The sequence below is a fragment of the Paenibacillus sp. KS-LC4 genome (assembly GCF_036894955.1).
Classification (GTDB): Bacteria; Bacillota; Bacilli; order Paenibacillales; family Paenibacillaceae; genus Pristimantibacillus.
Genome location: NZ_CP145905.1, coordinates 3,467,145 through 3,482,875, shown reverse-complemented (window position 1 = coordinate 3,482,875; position 15,731 = coordinate 3,467,145). Strand labels below are relative to the sequence as shown.

Sequence of the window (15,731 nt, the reverse complement as noted above, 5' to 3'; positions counted from 1 at the left end):
AAATTTTTCCATCTAACGCTTCGCTGGTCGAAGCATCGCTACAGCGGTGACAATAACCAGCGGAGTAACAATGACCATTCCGATCCAGAGTGGAAAAAATTTCATGAAAAAATGGTTCCATTGTGTATTGCTATCATATGTAACCAGCCCTAATAGAAAAGCGCATAGCGCAAGCGGCATAATGAGCGTATTATTGTCCTTAAGGCGGAAAAGCTTCGCCATATACAAGCTAAGCAAGTATAACGAAATGGTTGCCTTCATATAGGAGCCGAGAATAAGGGACATGCCGATTACGGATTCAATTCGCTGAATAATTTCTTGAAATTCTATGAGCCGGGCTACGGAATAGAGAACGAATGGATTGAAAGCCGCGGTTGTTCCAAATACCATTAAAACACATATCGTCATTGCACATAAGGTAAGGATGCTCGCAGCCAAAGCGATGGACAACGATCGGTGAAGCTTTGTTTTTAACTTGTCTCCTGCTACAAATGGCAGCAGCATTCCAAACATTGACACCTCGGCAAAGGGGATCCCGAATGTAAAATAAGCTCCGTAAGCGAGCGGCCGCAGCCCTTTGGGAGCAATAGGGAGCAATTGCTCTGGCTGGTATTCAGGAAGTGCGAACACAAGTACGATGAAGAGAAAGAAGGTCGTTATAAGCATAAGCAGGACGAACATCCTTGCTATGACCTCAATGCCTGCACGTGCAGTACAGGCGGCGATAACAAAAATAAGCGAGGAGAATAGGTATATCGGTGTTTCTCTCATCATCGCGCTAACCATAAACAAGCCAGCACCTTCGACGATGGAAGCTTGTAGAGGCAATATATAGGAAATTGCTGCAAGACCAAAAAGCATCGTCAGTATGTTGCCAATTAAAGCTCGGCTATAATCAATGTAGTCCAGATCAGGAAAGCGTCGGTTTAAATAAAACAGCATCATGAGCATGAGAAAGCCAATCGCACCAGATAACAGCAAAGATATCCAAGCGCCGGTTCCAGCTATGCCGATGAGTGGACCTGGTATGTAAATGACCGTTGCGCCGGTCAAAAATACATAGAAGAGCACAGCCGTTTGAAAGGGGCTTACCTTTTGACCATTCAATTCAAAGTATCTCCTCTCCTCATATAGTTAACCCGGTCCACCCAGCATGTTATTAATCAGTTGAGCAGGTCCGTTCAAAATTTGTTCAACCACGTCAAAATAATCGAGCCAATCTTTGTTTACAACATAATCAATGGCCATATAAAGGCAAGCAGCTACAATAAGGGCATAGATCCACTTATCCTTCTTCGCCATTTTGCCGCGCAGCGTGATGCTGTCATATAGAAACATGCCTCCAAAAAATATGGCTACAACTAACGTTCTTTCCCACATCGCACATATCCTTTCTACTAGTTAAGAGGACGGCTTGCTGTTTATTGTTCCACCTGTCACCAGCTTAAGCTCTGCTTTAACTTCGATCGGAAGCTGGGCAAACTGCTCGTCCCAGTCCTGCCGCAGCTTTAGCCAAGCTTTAGGATTTTGACGGTACAGCTGATTGCCAATACCGATAACCTCAAGCTTATTTTTTTGCAGAAAATGAAGCGTTCCCTGCGTTTGCCGCAAAATGGCAGCGGAAAATTTCTCAATGAATTTTTGTTCGTCCTTGAACGACATAATCGACGAGCATTTCAGCTCGGTAATGGCTAGCTCTCCTTTGATATGAAAGCTCACCTGAGGCTTGCCGTTAAGGAGCTTCGTTGTCATCGCTGTGTGAAGCGCCAGCACCTCGGCGGTTTCCTTTTCCCCTTTCATACCGGAGCATGGCGTCTCCAGTACGCCGGAGTGATAGTCGTTACGCAGCATGAGCAGCCCTTCCACTTTATCCGGGGGCATAATTTTTTTAAGCTTGCCATCCTTGATCAGGGCAAGCCCGGCAGTGGACATCGCCTCCTCTGGACTAGCTTCGTTGTATACATAAGAGAGGACGGCGTCGGGATGAGCGCTTTCCCTTTGCAGCAGCAAGCTAAGCAGCGTGGTGTCCATCGTTTTAGCTGCGTTGAGGTAAGAAAACTCCTCCGTTCGCAAAATTTGCTGCGCCGTCGTTTGTTCAATAAGCGGCTGCTTCTCCAGCATTTTGTGGGCCGGTCCCTTGGAGATGAGCAGCTTAACGCTGCTGCGCGGCTCATGATCACGGTAAAATATATCCAGTGTTTTGCCCAAATCCTGATTTCTTGCCAGCTTTTCTCCAACAATAATGATTCTTGTATGGCTCCACTGGGCTTTGCGGCCCAAATGAATAGGAATGTCGCGAATCGCCTCCATCACCGTGTCATCCTGCGTTCGAATGCTGACGCTGGACGTTTGGGTTGTCGCTGACTTGCCGGTTTCAACCGAGGCTGGCCGATAAATTTGCGTCAGCATTTCGATTTTTCCATCCTTCGTTTCATCCAGCGCGACGCCCATCACAAAGCCACGCTCGGTCAGCTCATACTTGCTCCAGCAGCCTGTAAGCACAGTTGAGAGCAGTGCCAGCATGATGATTAATGAGGCTGTAAGGGAAAAGAGGCTTGTTTGTTTTCTCATGTGTATCCATTCTTTCTCCTATTTTTGAGAATATAGCGGCTGACAGCAAGCCTTATTGCCGATGCATTTTTTGTGGCTTTTGCAGCAGCCTTTTAAGCGGAATTCTCATAATGACATCGCGAAGCTCAACTAGCCGAAAAGGAGCGAGCGGAGCCATATAAGGCTGACCAAGCGACCTCAGCTTGCATAGATGAAGCAAAATAAATAGAAAGCAAATCATCATCCCAAATCCGCCGAGCAGCGCTGCGGAGATCATTAGCGGAAAGCGTAAAATGCGAAGCGCAATAGCGATTCCATATTGTGGAATGGAGAAGGAGGCGATCCCTGTCAGCGCGACGACGATAACCATAATGGGGGAGGCGATTCCGGCGCTTATCGCTGCGTCGCCAATGACGAGTGCCCCGACTATGCTGACAGCAGAGCCTACCGTTCTTGGCAGACGTACCCCAGCCTCACGCATCAGCTCGAAGAAAAATTCCATCAGTAGCGCCTCGAAGAAAGCAGGGAGCGGCAATCCCTCACGTGCATTCAGCACGGCAAGCAGCAGGACGGTTGGGATAAGCTCGGGATGGAAGGTTGATAGCGCAATATATACGCTGGGCAGCGACAACGCGATAATAAAGGCAATAATTCGCAGCCAGCGTATCATCGTGGATATTATTGTACGCTGGTAATAATCCTCGCTGGATTGGAAAAATTCAGTAAACATGCCTGGACAAATCAACATGCCGCCGGTTCCTTGCACAAGCACGACGATTTTGCCGTTTAATAGCGCTGCTACAGCCATATCCGTTCGTTCCGTATAGCGATGCTGCGGAAAAGGAGAATAGCTGGAATCCTCAATAAGCTGCTCGATATAGGAGGTTTCCAATACATCGACCGTCTTAATGAGCTCCATTCGCTTCTTAAACTCGGCGAGCATTTCAATATCCACTTTGCCATCCAAATATCCGAATGCGACCGTTGTGTTGGTATCGCCGCCGCCGCTCATGAGCTCAATTTTGAATTTCGGCGTTTTCAGCCGCAGCCGCAGCAGTCCTAAATTTTTTTGCAGGTTTTCGACGGTGCTTTCACGAGGCCCCTGCACGACCGATTCATTGACGGGTTCATTGACCTGTCTCGTCTCAACAGATTGGGCTTTAAAGCTGAGTGCCTGCTGCCAGCCATCGAATATAATGAGCAGCTGCCCGCTGGAAATACCGCCTACGACAGCATCTAAATCGTTTAGGAGCGTTACTTTTTTACCGGAAGGGCCATGGTTTTCGAAAAAAAAACGGACCTCGTCAATTCCGGCTTCCATTCCGGGTCCGACTTCATGCGTTACAAGATCCTGTAGCGATATTTTCATATAGTTAATGGTATCGTCTTGAATGAGCGAGCTGTAGTAGATCGAGCATGCTTTATACTTCATTTCGGGGCCGTAATGCCAATGCCTGAAGATGATGTCGGAGCTGCGGTCAAAGACAGATTCCAGATAACGAAGATTGTCCTCCAATGTGGAGTTAATCGGTTGCTTGCCATCCCCGCTGCTCGATTGTCCACTTTGTGGGACGGACGGCATCGTATCCTGACTGCTGTTTCCCGTATTTCCATTCTCGGTTGTCATGTTCGCTCACCTAGTTTCCATGTCCTGGTTTCTTACATTTACCAGTATGGCTTGCGCTATAGAAAACTATACGACATAAAAAGACAACGTCCGCGAGGAGGTTGTCTTGGTTTTTAATTTATGGCTGGATGAGCAGAGGTGCAATGTGCTGGCGGAAAATATCCGCTGGAGGCTTGCCTCTTTTCAGTCTGTCATTGGTGACGACTGCGACGATATGGAGGCTGGGAACAACGGTAATCGTCTGTCCGCCAAAGCCTAAAGCATAATAAAAATCGAAGGCAGAAGGCGAAGCGGCGTCCGCAGCTGCTGAATAACAATCGACCCACCAATGCCAGCCGTACTGGCCATGACGAGGAGACTTAGCGGCTATTGCAGGAGAGACGGAGCGTTCTACTAAAGCTTGAGAGATAAGCTGCTGTCCATTCCATGCACCCTGCTGCAAATACAGCTCTCCCAGCTTCAGCATATCGGCAGGCAGCAGTTTGAGTCCAAAGCCCCCTGTATGAATGCCCTGAGGATCATGCTCCCATTCATATTGGGAAATGCCTAACGGCTGGAATAGGTAACGCTCGGCAAATGCAGCAGTGGTCATGCCGCTTGCTTGTGCGAGCAGGGCGGAGAGCATTTGTGAGAGACCAGAGTTGTATTCCATTCGTGAGCCAGGCTCATCCGACAAAGGCTGCTCCAAGGCAAATTGAATCCAGTTTGGCGTTTGCGTCATGCGGGGGAAGGAGTTTTGCCCGCCGAACTCCGTCCAGTTGAAGCCAGCCGACATCGTCAATAGGTGCTCCAGCGTTATCGTTTGTTTTCTCGGATCAGGATCTCCAGCAAGCTGGGGGAAAAATGCAGCGGCGGGCGTCGAAGGCGCCGGCAGAAGCTGCTTGTCCATCGCGATACAAATTAGCGCAGATACGACGCTTTTGGTGCAGGAATTAACTTTAGCAATCTCTTCTCTCGTGCGCTGATTTCGGTAATGTTCGATAATAAGCCTGCCATTATGTGACACAAGGCAGCTTCTTAAATCCAGCGGCTCAATAGCCGTTAGCAGTGATGACAGGTTCATCTTTATTTTCCTACTTTCCTCATTCCTTCGTTCCTTCGATTATAGGGGGTGAGAGAATAAGAAACAAATGCAAGGATAAGAAAAGGACTGCCAGAGTTTAGCTTAATACATGGCGAAAATTGCAGCAAACATAAAGCCGCCTACCCCAAGCACCGTTAGAAACAGTGGTGGAGCGGATAAAATAATGCCTGCTATCGCCATGCCTTTGCCGCTTGAGGAGCGCTTGGATGCTAGACCGAAAATAAAGCCGAGCAGGCTGAAGATGAAAATAAGAATGCCAGAAATAATAAAGCTCGCCATTCCAACTGTGTCATCGGCATAAGGATTTAGCGCCGTTCCGATCAAGGTGAACAAGCCGCCTATACACAGCAATACGCTAATAATGCCGAAAATTAGCGATATAATCGCTAAAGCCAGCCTATTTTTCGGCTGTTTTTTGTTCGCGGCTGGTGCAGGCTGTGGTACGGGCTGAACAGTTGCCGATGGAGTGGCTTGGCGTGCTGCTGCAGTCGCTAGTCCCGAATCAACTCGCGGATTAGCAACGGGCCGCTGAGTTTGGGCGCTGCTAGGCCTCGCTGCTGAGGGCTGCCCGGGTCTATAGGGCGACGTTCCCGGTCTTCTAGGTGGTGTTTGCAAAGCTATAACTCCCATCTATCGTTATATAGTCTCAACTGTACCTAGTCACCATTCGACAAAGTTTTCCAAAATCCTCTTTTTGAATGATTGATTATGGAAGAGATAGGGGGAATAACTTGACGTAATCTCACATAAAGTGTTAGAAGAAATTACCAAAAATATCAAAAAAAGCTTCCCAAATGATAGACTCTCGTGTAATATGAAATCAACTTCAAGAAAATGCAAAAATTTACTTTTGTAGGTAGGTGGTGAGTTTATAGCTGACTACTAGCAAGGAAAGGTAAGTGGTCTGTCGCAACCGTCTCTCATCGTAGATAACAGCATTGGCATTCGCCTGAATGTAAATCATCAGGTACTCGCTTGTATTTATATCCTAGTATTCAAATTGGAGGAGTGTGTTTTTATGAAAAAGAGAGTAGCTTCAATTGTTGCAGGTATGCTGGTATTTGGTTCATTCGCCACGATAGTTGCAGCAGAAGAAAATAGCGAGCCCAATTTCACGGATTCCTCGCAAATTTTTATTACGGCGCCGGATTGGGTAGCTCCTTTGGCTATATCGCCTGAGGAAAAGGTATGGATCTATTTGGAAAGTGTAAGGGACAGATTGAATATTGGCACAGAGGGTGACATTCGTGATCATTTCCGCATTGTAGAGCAGCAGAGCAATGATACAACCGGGACGATCCATTTTAGGCTGAGCCAATATGCGTCGGGTATTCCTGTATATGGTGCTGATCAAACGTTGCATGTTGATAGCGAAGGACAGATAACGTCCCTTCTCGGCAGCGTGGTTGAAAATGTGCAGGAAAAGCTGCCGCAAACGCTCGTTCCGGTCATTCCGATTAGTGAGGCAGACGCGATTGCTGCCGCCGAGGCTGACGTGGCACAGGAGTATGGCGTGCTTGGCGAGTCGCAAACGACTCCTAAAGCAGATTTGTATTATTTCGTGCAGGATGGACAGCCGGTATTATCTTATATTACGGAAGTAAATGTGCTGGAGCCTGAGCCGCTGCGGGTTCGATATTTTATCGCGGCGGAGACAGGCAGCGTATTGTTTAAATATAATATTTTGCATCATATAACGGGCACGGGAACAGGTGTGAACGGAGATAGCAAAACCTTTGAAACAAGGCTGGTTGGCTCCAATTATCAGCTGTATGATACAACGCGCGGGAACGGCATTATAACTTATAATGCGAATAATAGAGTGTCGCTTCCAGGAACGATTTTCTCCAGAGCAACGAATATTTGGACGGACGGAGCAGCCGTTGACGCTCATGCTTATGCAGCTAAAACCTATGATTTTTATTTCCAGAAATTCGGACGCAACAGCTTGAACAACAATGGCCTTCAGCTCCGTTCTACGGTCCATTATTATACGAACTATAACAATGCGTTTTGGAATGGCGTGCAAATGGTATACGGCGATGGCGATGGTGTCACCTTTGCGCCGTTGTCTGGCGATTTGGATGTAGTCGGTCACGAGTTTACGCATGGCGTAACGGAATATACGGCTAATCTGGAGTATTACGGCGAATCGGGAGCTATTAATGAATCCATATCCGACATTATCGGCAACTCTATTGAAGGGGACAACTGGTTGATCGGGGATGATGTTTATACGCCAGGCATTCCGGGAGATGCGCTTCGCTCGCTAGCCAATCCAACCTTGTATAATCAGCCCGACCACTATAGCAATCGTTATACGGGCTCTGCTGACAATGGCGGCGTGCATATTAATAGCGGCATTAACAACAAAGCGTTTTATTTGCTGGCGCAAGGCGGGACGTTTAGCGGAGTGAGCGTTACGGGTATTGGCAGGGAGCAAGCGGTAAAAATTTACTACAACGCGCTTGTGTACTATTTGTCGACATTCTCTAATTTCTCTGCTACGCGCGCAGCAGTCATCCAATCAGCAACGGAGCTGTACGGCGCAACTTCAACGCAAGTAGCCTCAGTTAAGCAAGCTTATAATGCCGTAGGCGTCTATTAAAAAATGCAAGTAAAATGATAGATAATAGTGAAAAAGGCCAATCAGGAACGTCTGGTTGGTTCTTTTTTTGAAAAAAAATATTCGTTTATGAGCGCATGTTGCTGATAATCTTCTCTACGGATATTGCCTATAGCTTGCTATCGCGCTATGCTGGTATAAGCCTTTATTACAAAAGTTAGGGAACGATAAAAATGAAAATTGGTTTTTTGGATTCGGGTATTGGCGGGCTAACCGTAATGGCTGAGGCGCTTCGACGACTCCCTGCTCAGGATTATCTTTTTATGGCTGATAATTTGCATGTTCCTTATGGAACGAAGTCGAAGGAGGAAGTCAGAGCTTTTATTCTGGAGGCTGTGGAAACGATGGTAGGCGAAGGCATTGATGCCTTGGTTGTTGCTTGCAATACAGCGACCAGCATTGCGGTAGCCGAGCTGCGAACGATGTATTCTTTTCCCATAGTCGGCATGGAGCCGGCGGTTAAACCGGCGGTTGAGATGAACCGCAGAACAGGCAAGCGGGTGCTGGTGTTCGCGACACCGCTAACGCTGCAGCAGCCTAAATATTATGCTCTTGTGTCACGGGTAGACGATGAGGGGATTGTAGATTCCTTGCCGCTTCCTGAGCTTGTGCGCTATTGTGAGGACTTGCAGTTTGACAAGCGAATTATGAGCGACTATTTCCACTCTAAGCTGACTGGGTATGATTTGGACCGTTATGGCATTGTCGTCTTGGGCTGTACCCATTATCCCTTCTATAAAGGGCTGCTCCGCGAAATATTGCCGCCACATATTCAGATTATAGATGGCAATGCAGGAACGATAAAACGCCTGACAGCGCTGTTAAGCCGAGTAGGCATGGTAGGCGGTGTAAGAAGCGGCAGCGTTCGCTTTATGTGTACCGGCAATGATCCCGCTTATATTGAGAAAATACGCACTGCATTTGAATTGATCAGTGAAAGTCATGTGCAGAACGAAGAAATAATGAGCTAATGAAAAGAAACAGTCTAAAGCGGACGCCCGCTATAACGGGGCGGCTTTAGGCTGTTTATTTTTTTGAGTAACGACTGGACTAGATAGCGCTCATTTGAGCTTCGTAATCCAGAAGCCCAGCACGACGATGGCAAGTCCGGCAATGGTTTTCCAATTGGGCATCTCCCGCAAAAATAGGATGCCAATGACGACACAGACCAAAATTTCAACGCCTTTTGACAAGGTGAGAGCAAAGGTCAAATTTCCAAAGCCTTTATACAAAAATTTGACGCCGAAGCCGATCATAACATTTGCAGCGAAAATGACAGGAAGCAGCTTGAGTTGATACCATATCGTGGCCCAGAATAGAGGATCAATATGCTTGCTTTGATACGCGAATACGGCATTCACTGCGAATAATCCTCCAAGCAGGAGGGCCACAGCATAAACGAGCAGCATAGGTTTGCGGCTCCTTTCATTCAAATATTCCATTGCGCTTATATGTTGCCCAAGGGAAAGATTTTTTAAAGGAGGCTTTCGAAGCCTATACGCTTAGTGCCATTTAAAGTGTCAAAAGTACATTGAAACATGCAGCAAGATATGATACGTTGGGCGGTATGAAAACTGTAAAATTACCGGAAGCCAATGAAATGAAGCTCACAACGGTGCTTCATGCGCTGAGCGACCCTGTACGGCTTAAAATTGTTTTATGCCTTGCCAAGGGAGGGGAACGAAACTGCTCCTCTTTCGAGGTGGAGCATTTGTCCAAATCGACGCTATCGCATCATGTCAAAATATTGCGCGAAGGAGGAATCATTCAGCCGCGAATTGAAGGCAAGCAGCACTATTATTCCGTTCGCAGGGACCATCTTGACTTATGTTTTCCGGGGCTGCTGGACTCCATTTTGGCAACAGACGAGCAGTATATTTAAGTACATATAAATTCTTGTATTTAAATTAAAAAAAGCGGCCAAGCTGCCGCTTTTTTTAATGGGTATTAACGTTTCTCGGATACCGGAACCGCATTGTAATATTCATCTAGAGTAATGTCGCGCTCGTTAAGCTCTTTGGCAAGCTCCTTGCCGACATATCGAATATGCCAAGGCTCATATTTGTAGCCGGTAATGCTGTCTTTCCCATCGGGATAACGAATAATGTAGCCATATTCCGATGCATGCTCTGCGAGCCAATCTGCTTCAGGCGTGCCCGCAAAGCAATCCTCTGCCGCACATTTGCCATCTGCACCCGTAACGTCAATAGCAAGGCCAGTCTGATGCTCGCTCGTACCCGGTACAGCGCTGTACATGCGAGCGGCTGCCTCGCCATCCTTTTTCACATAATTGTTGAACAGTGTTTGCTGGCGATCATAAGAACGGTAGCCGGAAACGCCAGCTAACTTAATGCCATCACCAGCTGCTCCAGCGAATAATTGCTCCAAGGCGTCAGCTGCTTCCTTGCGGAGCATACGCTTGTCGATTTTCTCAGTGAAGGTGAATGCGACATTAGGATATACCAAATCCTGCGGCTCGTAGCCTTCAGGCAAGCTGTATTGCTTGTTTACGAGTACGACAGCGGCGGCAGGGTTCGCTACGACAAGTAAATCGTCAATAGTACCCGATGTTTCCTGGACGGCGCTATCCGCCGCTGCCCCCGCAGCATCGGTATTCGTATTGCTCGCTGGGGACTGGCTAGCTATGGGCGAACCCGTTTCTTGTGCGCCAGTACAGCCAAAGGCAAACAGCAGCAGCAAAACCGCCAGAGCCTGTCCTGTTCTTTTTATCCTCATTTTCAAAAAAAGCCTCCTTAAGTGTTCCCTATGATGAATTATAACGGGCAATTGTTTCGAAATAGGCAGCAAATGTATCGAAATTGTAACATTTAAACAGGATAGCAGGACTTCGCCCGCAAAATCAAGGGATAGCATTAGATGAAAGCCATTGTTCACTCATGCAAGCAGTCCAGAGGCCTAGAGCTGTGCTTGCTCAAGATTAATTGCTCCGCCAATTGTTCATGCTAGCTTGATACACATCATCCCTGCATTTTTTCTATAATGGAATTATCCAATTTAATGGTGCGTAGTTTCGTCGTCCATTTTGATGAAAACTAACGCCTCAAAAAAATAAAAGAATTTACTTTATTCCACTTTGCATAAAAGTGAAAATCTGATAGGATATAAGTTATAGTCTATAGATTTAGTAAGGATTAAAGGGAGGCACTTTTTTCATGGACAAAATGATGCTTGATTCCATAGATGCAACGACACATCTGGATCAACTCGAGGCTGAGGCGATTTATATTATTCGAGAAGTAGCGGCGGAATGTGAAAATCCCGTGATGCTGTATTCGATCGGTAAGGATAGCTCCGTTATGCTGCATTTGGCGTTGAAAGCATTTTATCCGGAGAAGCCGCCGTTTCCTTTCATGCATATTGATACAACGTGGAAGTTCAAGGAGATGATTGAATTCCGCGACCGCAAGGCGAAAGAATTTGGAATCAACATGCTTGTTCACTCCAATCAAGAAGGGATTGAGCAAGGGATCAACCCATTTGATCATGGCTCCGCCTATACGGATATTATGAAAACTCAGGCGCTGAAGCAGGGGCTGGACAAATACGGATTTACAGCTGCTTTTGGCGGTGGACGACGTGATGAGGAGAAGTCGCGTGCGAAGGAGCGGATTTTCTCATTCCGTAATAAAAATCATGCTTGGGATCCGAAAAACCAACGTCCAGAAATGTGGAAGCTTTTTAATACAAGAATTAATAAGGGTGAAAGCATCCGTGTATTCCCGATTTCCAACTGGACAGAAAAGGATATTTGGCAATACATTCGCAGAGAGAACATTGATATTGTTCCTCTTTATTTTGCCAAAGAACGGCCTGTCATTAATCGCGATGGGCAGATCATAATGGCGGATGATGAGCGGATGAGGCTCGAGCCGGGTGAGAAGGTTGAAATGCTGAAGATGAGATTTCGCACATTAGGCTGTTATCCGCTGACTGGCGGCGCCTTGTCTGATGCGGACACGCTGGATGCTATTATTGAAGAGACGCTCGGCGCGGTATCATCCGAACGGACAACGAGGGTTATTGATCAGGAAGAAGCGGGAAGCATGGAAAGACGTAAACGGGAGGGCTATTTCTAAGATGAAGAGTCTGCTTAAATTTATTACTTGCGGAAGTGTGGATGACGGCAAATCCACCTTGATTGGACATATGCTTTATGAGGCTAAGCTTTTGTTCGCTGACCAGGAGAGAGCCTTGGAGCTGGACAGCAGGCTGGGCAGCCGCGGCGGCAAAATTGACTACTCCTTGCTGCTTGATGGACTGCTGGCTGAACGTGAGCAGGGGATTACGATTGATGTAGCTTATCGGTATTTTACGACGGATCACCGTTCATTCATTGTAGCGGACACGCCGGGGCATGAAGAATATACGCGCAACATGGCTGTAGGCGCATCCTTTGCAGATCTTGCCATTATTTTGGTGGACGCAAAAAAAGGAATTATTACGCAAACGAAGCGCCATACCCGGATTTGCGCTCTCATGGGGATCAAGCATCTGGTGTTGGCGGTAAATAAAATGGATTTGGTGGATTTTGATGCGAAAATATTTGATGAGATCAAAGAAGCTTTCTCTCGCACAGCCGCTGAATTCCAGTTTGAAAGCATTCAGGTAATTCCTGTTTCTGCAACAGAAGGGGATAATATTACGAAGAAATCGCCTAATACGCCTTGGTACGAGGGTCTACCTTTGCTGCCTTATCTTGAAGGTGTAGATGTTCATGCAAGCGACGATGGGTTGCCGTTTATGATGCCCGTTCAGCGAGTATGCAGGCCAGACCACACCTTTCGCGGATTTCAAGGGCAGATTGAAGCGGGCAGCATTGCGGTTGGCGATGAGCTGATCACTTTGCCTAGCCGTGAGAAGGCGAAGGTCAAACGAATCTTTGTCACGGACCAAGACAGGAATTCGGCTCATGCCGGACAACCGGTCACGATTCAATTGGATCGGGAGGTTGACGTTTCACGCGGATGTGTATTTACGAAGGATGATCAGCTCCAAGAGGCCGACAGCTTTAGCGCTACGATTCTTTGGATGGATGATTCTGTCCTGACGCCGGGGAAAAATGTTCTGGTGAAGGTAGGTACAAAGGTTCTTCCTGGTACGGTGACAGCTATTAAGCACAAAATTGATATTAATACAGGAAACACGGTTTCTGCCGATCATGTCGTTAAAAATGAAGTGGCAAAATGTGAATTTTCATTATCGGATGGTATTGTTTTTGATGCTTTTGAAAAAAACAAAAGCATCGGTGGATTCATTCTCATTGATCGTGTAACGAATATGACCTCCGCTTGCGGCGTCATTGACGAAGCGCTTCAAAGCGTGAGCAGTATGGGCCTAAACGAAACGGAAATCACAAGAGATGTCCGCGCCCAGCAAAAAGGGCAGCAGCCATTTACGCTATGGCTTGAGGGTTCCGTTTCGGACAACTTGGCGATTGCGAAGGAAATCGAGAAGAGGTTGGTCGCGAGAGGCTATCATACGATGCTAATCGAGAACAGCTTAGGCGAATCTGTGCGCCAAATCGCGGGTTATGCGACCTTGCTGAACAATGCGGGGCTTATTGCCTTGGTATTAGCCGGCTCTGCAAGTGACAACGACCAGGCAGCTGCGCAAGAAATAATCGGCCAAGCCTTCTTGCCAATCGCTGCTGCTGTAAACAGCTCTTCGATTGAGGAAGCGGCCAATGATGCCGTAAAACGGGTTGTGAAGGCTCTCATTCAAGTATAGTTCAATGAAGTGAGAGGATTACAAAAGAAACAAGCCAGGGGACTATTGAGCCCCTGGCTTGTTTCTTTTGCAAAATAGAACAATGTATAAGGTTCACACGTTGAAAAAAGCTGATGTTTCTCGGACTGAAATTATTTCAAACGGAGCATCATCGTCCATAGCTCGGCACTTTCGTAGCCAAGGCGCCACGCTGCAACGCCTGCAAGATCGTATTTTTTCGCCATGTTGATGCGAGCTTGTACGGTTGAAGCGGTCTCGGCCCAAAACACGTAGGTAAAGCCATCCTTCACATACGTATATTTTGTTTGACCGGATGCCACATCTGGCGTACCTACAGCATTCGTATCCTTAATGAGCTGCGGCACCTCCTTCATATAAATAGCGCGATTGCTAATGAGAGCGCCTGCGTTATCCAGCTTCCACTCCCGAACGTAGAAGGGAATGCCGAGCATCAGCTTTTTGCGGGGAATGCCATAATCAAGAAACTGCTTAACGCCCTCCTCCGCCCATGCCAGGCTGGAGACGGAACCGGCTTCCGGGCCTGTGCTCCAGTGCTCGTCATAAGCCATAATAATAATGGTATCGACAATGCCTGCCAGTGCGGTATGGTCATACGCTGTTGCCTGATTCCAGCTGGCGCTGCCGCGCGGCAGGTCGATGGATACTTTCAATCCTTTGGCATGAGCCGCTTTCGTAAGTGCTTTGACAAATGCGGTATAGCTCGCCCGATCAGAGCCTGCTACCTCTTCAAAATCAATATTGAGGCCATAGACGCGAAGCGACGTTAGCTTGGCGACCAGATTGTTAATGAAAGTGGTCTGTGCTGCTGAATCGGCAAGAAAGGCGCTCGTCATTTTTCGATCAAACTGGTTGTGCAGAAGCGGCATGACGAGAACGCCCTGCGCCTTCAAGGCATTAGCAGTCGCCGCATCGGACATGTCATTCAGCTTGCCGCTTGCATCCGCTAATTCAAACCAAGTTGGTGAATCAATATCGAGCCCCTGTGTCCCCGCTACATGCCCCAAAATTGTCTGACTGTTCGAGGAACCATTCCAGCCCAAATAAATCAGCTTTGTTACATTGCTCCATACTATCCGTCCATCCGCATTTCGAACGGTGGCATTTGCATAGCTTTTGGCTAGCGTCACTGCGGAGTCTTTGGTGTGCACGCTTTTAATGATTTTGTCGTTTTGATAAACGGATAAATAGGGCTTGTTGGTCCACCAGACGACGTTATTGTTAACGATATCTGTACCAGCATATTTTTTGGCAAAAGGTATTGCGGCATCCACACTAATAAAGGATTGAATGGTTTTTCCATTTTGCTGAACCTCGTAACGGCGAGCATTGGAGAAAACGACCTTGCCTTTCGCAGTATTGGTCACCTCGCTATCGCTTAGCTTGGCCGCTGCTTGAACAGCGTCATAAAGGTAAGCGTACGTTTTGGTGCCGGTAATTTGTCCGCCATCCTTCGTAATCATGTAAATGGCTTGGCCTGCACGCTGCTCTTTCTTTTGCGCAGCCGTCACATTGTCCCATACCCACTCATTCGTGGAGCGTTTTATGATATGAGCATTGCCCCAATTGGCTGCTTCCTTCTTAGCGGCTGCAAGGGTAGCAAAGCCCCAGCTGTTTTTCGTCGTTTCACCTTGATACAGCTGGAACTTGGCATAAGATTCAAATACCCAGCCCGGCTGCTGCAAATCTCGAATATGTACTTGACCTAGCTGCTTCGCTGCGGCCTGTGCTTGTTCATAGGTGCGATATTCCCACTTCGGATTGGAGGCGCCGCCTTGATAGACCTTATACCTCGGAAAATTGTCCCATACCCACACTCGGCCTGAAATCTGCTCGACATGGCTGTAGGCAAAGCTTTGGGCGTAGGCAATGGCCTGATTCTCAGTTGCAAATTCCTTGAGCGCCGCATCGTTCTGATACACCCGGTACTTGGTTGCAGAGCTCGCAGCTATGCTGCTGCCCGTGGCAAAGGTCTGGCTCAGCATGAGCAGCACCAGCAATGCGGTCAGCTTTCTCATTTTAAATTTCATAAGCGTTCTATCACTCTCCTCTAGTTTCTCTATTCTATTAGACGCAAG

Annotated in this window: 14 protein-coding genes; 5 read left to right on the top strand and 9 right to left on the bottom strand. The window is 47.4% G+C overall.

From position 1 onward, the window contains the following. Positions 1–12: 12 nt before the first annotated feature. The 6 genes from V5J77_RS14635 to V5J77_RS14610 all read right to left on the bottom strand — a co-directional run bounded on the left by V5J77_RS14635 (position 13) and on the right by V5J77_RS14610 (position 5,876). The gene (locus V5J77_RS14635; RefSeq protein ID WP_338551571.1) at positions 13–1,107 is read right to left on the bottom strand and encodes a GerAB/ArcD/ProY family transporter; all 1,095 of its coding nucleotides are present in this window, start codon (positions 1,105–1,107) and stop codon (positions 13–15) included. Positions 1,108–1,134: 27 nt separating this feature from the next. Further along, positions 1,135–1,380 (bottom strand): hypothetical protein, encoded by a 246-nt coding sequence (locus tag V5J77_RS14630; RefSeq protein WP_338551570.1) that lies wholly within the window; start codon positions 1,378–1,380, stop codon positions 1,135–1,137. Between the two features lie 21 nt (positions 1,381–1,401). Beyond that, a complete protein-coding gene (locus V5J77_RS14625) occupies positions 1,402–2,571 on the bottom strand; it encodes a Ger(x)C family spore germination protein (RefSeq protein ID WP_338551569.1) in 1,170 nt (389 codons plus the stop codon). A 52-nt stretch (positions 2,572–2,623) separates the two neighbouring features. Beyond that, on the bottom strand, positions 2,624–4,177 hold the full coding sequence (locus V5J77_RS14620) for a spore germination protein (RefSeq protein ID WP_338551568.1): 1,554 nt from the start codon (positions 4,175–4,177) through the stop codon (positions 2,624–2,626). Between the two features lie 118 nt (positions 4,178–4,295). After that, positions 4,296–5,240: a serine hydrolase gene (locus V5J77_RS14615; protein ID WP_338551567.1), complete on the bottom strand. Its 945-nt coding sequence runs from the start codon at positions 5,238–5,240 to the stop codon at positions 4,296–4,298. Positions 5,241–5,342: 102 nt separating this feature from the next. Continuing rightward, positions 5,343–5,876 (bottom strand): hypothetical protein, encoded by a 534-nt coding sequence (locus tag V5J77_RS14610; protein ID WP_338551566.1) that lies wholly within the window; start codon positions 5,874–5,876, stop codon positions 5,343–5,345. Between the two features lie 403 nt (positions 5,877–6,279). Here V5J77_RS14610 and V5J77_RS14605 point away from each other — a divergent pair, with 403 nt between their 5' ends. Next, positions 6,280–7,869 (top strand): M4 family metallopeptidase, encoded by a 1,590-nt coding sequence (locus V5J77_RS14605; protein WP_338551565.1) that lies wholly within the window; start codon positions 6,280–6,282, stop codon positions 7,867–7,869. Positions 7,870–8,060: 191 nt separating this feature from the next. Next, the gene (murI, locus tag V5J77_RS14600) at positions 8,061–8,858 is read left to right on the top strand and encodes a glutamate racemase (protein WP_338551564.1); all 798 of its coding nucleotides are present in this window, start codon (positions 8,061–8,063) and stop codon (positions 8,856–8,858) included. 90 nt (positions 8,859–8,948) lie between these two features. On the opposite strand, the gene V5J77_RS14595 is transcribed toward murI, so the two are convergent. Next, positions 8,949–9,296 (bottom strand): hypothetical protein, encoded by a 348-nt coding sequence (locus V5J77_RS14595; RefSeq protein ID WP_338551563.1) that lies wholly within the window; start codon positions 9,294–9,296, stop codon positions 8,949–8,951. A gap of 191 nt (positions 9,297–9,487) precedes the next feature. Here V5J77_RS14595 and V5J77_RS14590 point away from each other — a divergent pair, with 191 nt between their 5' ends. Continuing rightward, positions 9,488–9,769, top strand: coding sequence for a metalloregulator ArsR/SmtB family transcription factor (locus tag V5J77_RS14590; RefSeq protein ID WP_338551562.1), 282 nt, complete (start codon positions 9,488–9,490; stop codon positions 9,767–9,769). A gap of 65 nt (positions 9,770–9,834) precedes the next feature. Here the strand turns inward: V5J77_RS14590 and V5J77_RS14585 are convergent, their stop codons facing one another. Next, positions 9,835–10,623: a M15 family metallopeptidase gene (locus V5J77_RS14585; RefSeq protein ID WP_338551561.1), complete on the bottom strand. Its 789-nt coding sequence runs from the start codon at positions 10,621–10,623 to the stop codon at positions 9,835–9,837. Positions 10,624–11,060: 437 nt separating this feature from the next. Between V5J77_RS14585 and cysD the strand changes: the two genes are divergently transcribed. Then, a complete protein-coding gene (gene cysD, locus V5J77_RS14580; RefSeq protein ID WP_338551560.1) occupies positions 11,061–11,984 on the top strand; it encodes a sulfate adenylyltransferase subunit CysD in 924 nt (307 codons plus the stop codon). A 1-nt stretch (position 11,985) separates the two neighbouring features. Further along, on the top strand, positions 11,986–13,635 hold the full coding sequence (locus V5J77_RS14575) for a GTP-binding protein (protein WP_338551559.1): 1,650 nt from the start codon (positions 11,986–11,988) through the stop codon (positions 13,633–13,635). 131 nt (positions 13,636–13,766) lie between these two features. On the opposite strand, the gene V5J77_RS14570 is transcribed toward V5J77_RS14575, so the two are convergent. Next, entirely contained in the window at positions 13,767–15,683 is a 1,917-nt protein-coding gene (locus V5J77_RS14570; protein ID WP_338551558.1) for a glycosyl hydrolase family 18 protein, read from the bottom strand. Between the last annotated feature and the right edge of the window lie 48 nt (positions 15,684–15,731).

What these genes read in the sequence shown, in the direction of transcription:
- V5J77_RS14595 (WP_338551563.1), bottom strand. Translation starts at nt 9,296, where the DNA reads ATGCTGCTCGTTTATGCTGTGGCCCTCCTGCTTGGAGGATTATTCGCA.
- V5J77_RS14615 (WP_338551567.1), bottom strand. Translation starts at nt 5,240, where the DNA reads ATGAACCTGTCATCACTGCTAACGGCTATTGAGCCGCTGGATTTAAGA.
- V5J77_RS14570 (WP_338551558.1), bottom strand. Translation starts at nt 15,683, where the DNA reads ATGAAATTTAAAATGAGAAAGCTGACCGCATTGCTGGTGCTGCTCATG.
- V5J77_RS14575 (WP_338551559.1), top strand. Translation starts at nt 11,986, where the DNA reads ATGAAGAGTCTGCTTAAATTTATTACTTGCGGAAGTGTGGATGACGGC.
- V5J77_RS14620 (WP_338551568.1), bottom strand. Translation starts at nt 4,177, where the DNA reads ATGACAACCGAGAATGGAAATACGGGAAACAGCAGTCAGGATACGATG.
- V5J77_RS14625 (WP_338551569.1), bottom strand. Translation starts at nt 2,571, where the DNA reads ATGAGAAAACAAACAAGCCTCTTTTCCCTTACAGCCTCATTAATCATC.
- cysD (WP_338551560.1), top strand. Translation starts at nt 11,061, where the DNA reads ATGGACAAAATGATGCTTGATTCCATAGATGCAACGACACATCTGGAT.
- murI (WP_338551564.1), top strand. Translation starts at nt 8,061, where the DNA reads ATGAAAATTGGTTTTTTGGATTCGGGTATTGGCGGGCTAACCGTAATG.
- V5J77_RS14585 (WP_338551561.1), bottom strand. Translation starts at nt 10,623, where the DNA reads ATGAGGATAAAAAGAACAGGACAGGCTCTGGCGGTTTTGCTGCTGCTG.
- V5J77_RS14630 (WP_338551570.1), bottom strand. Translation starts at nt 1,380, where the DNA reads ATGTGGGAAAGAACGTTAGTTGTAGCCATATTTTTTGGAGGCATGTTT.
- V5J77_RS14590 (WP_338551562.1), top strand. Translation starts at nt 9,488, where the DNA reads ATGAAGCTCACAACGGTGCTTCATGCGCTGAGCGACCCTGTACGGCTT.
- V5J77_RS14605 (WP_338551565.1), top strand. Translation starts at nt 6,280, where the DNA reads ATGAAAAAGAGAGTAGCTTCAATTGTTGCAGGTATGCTGGTATTTGGT.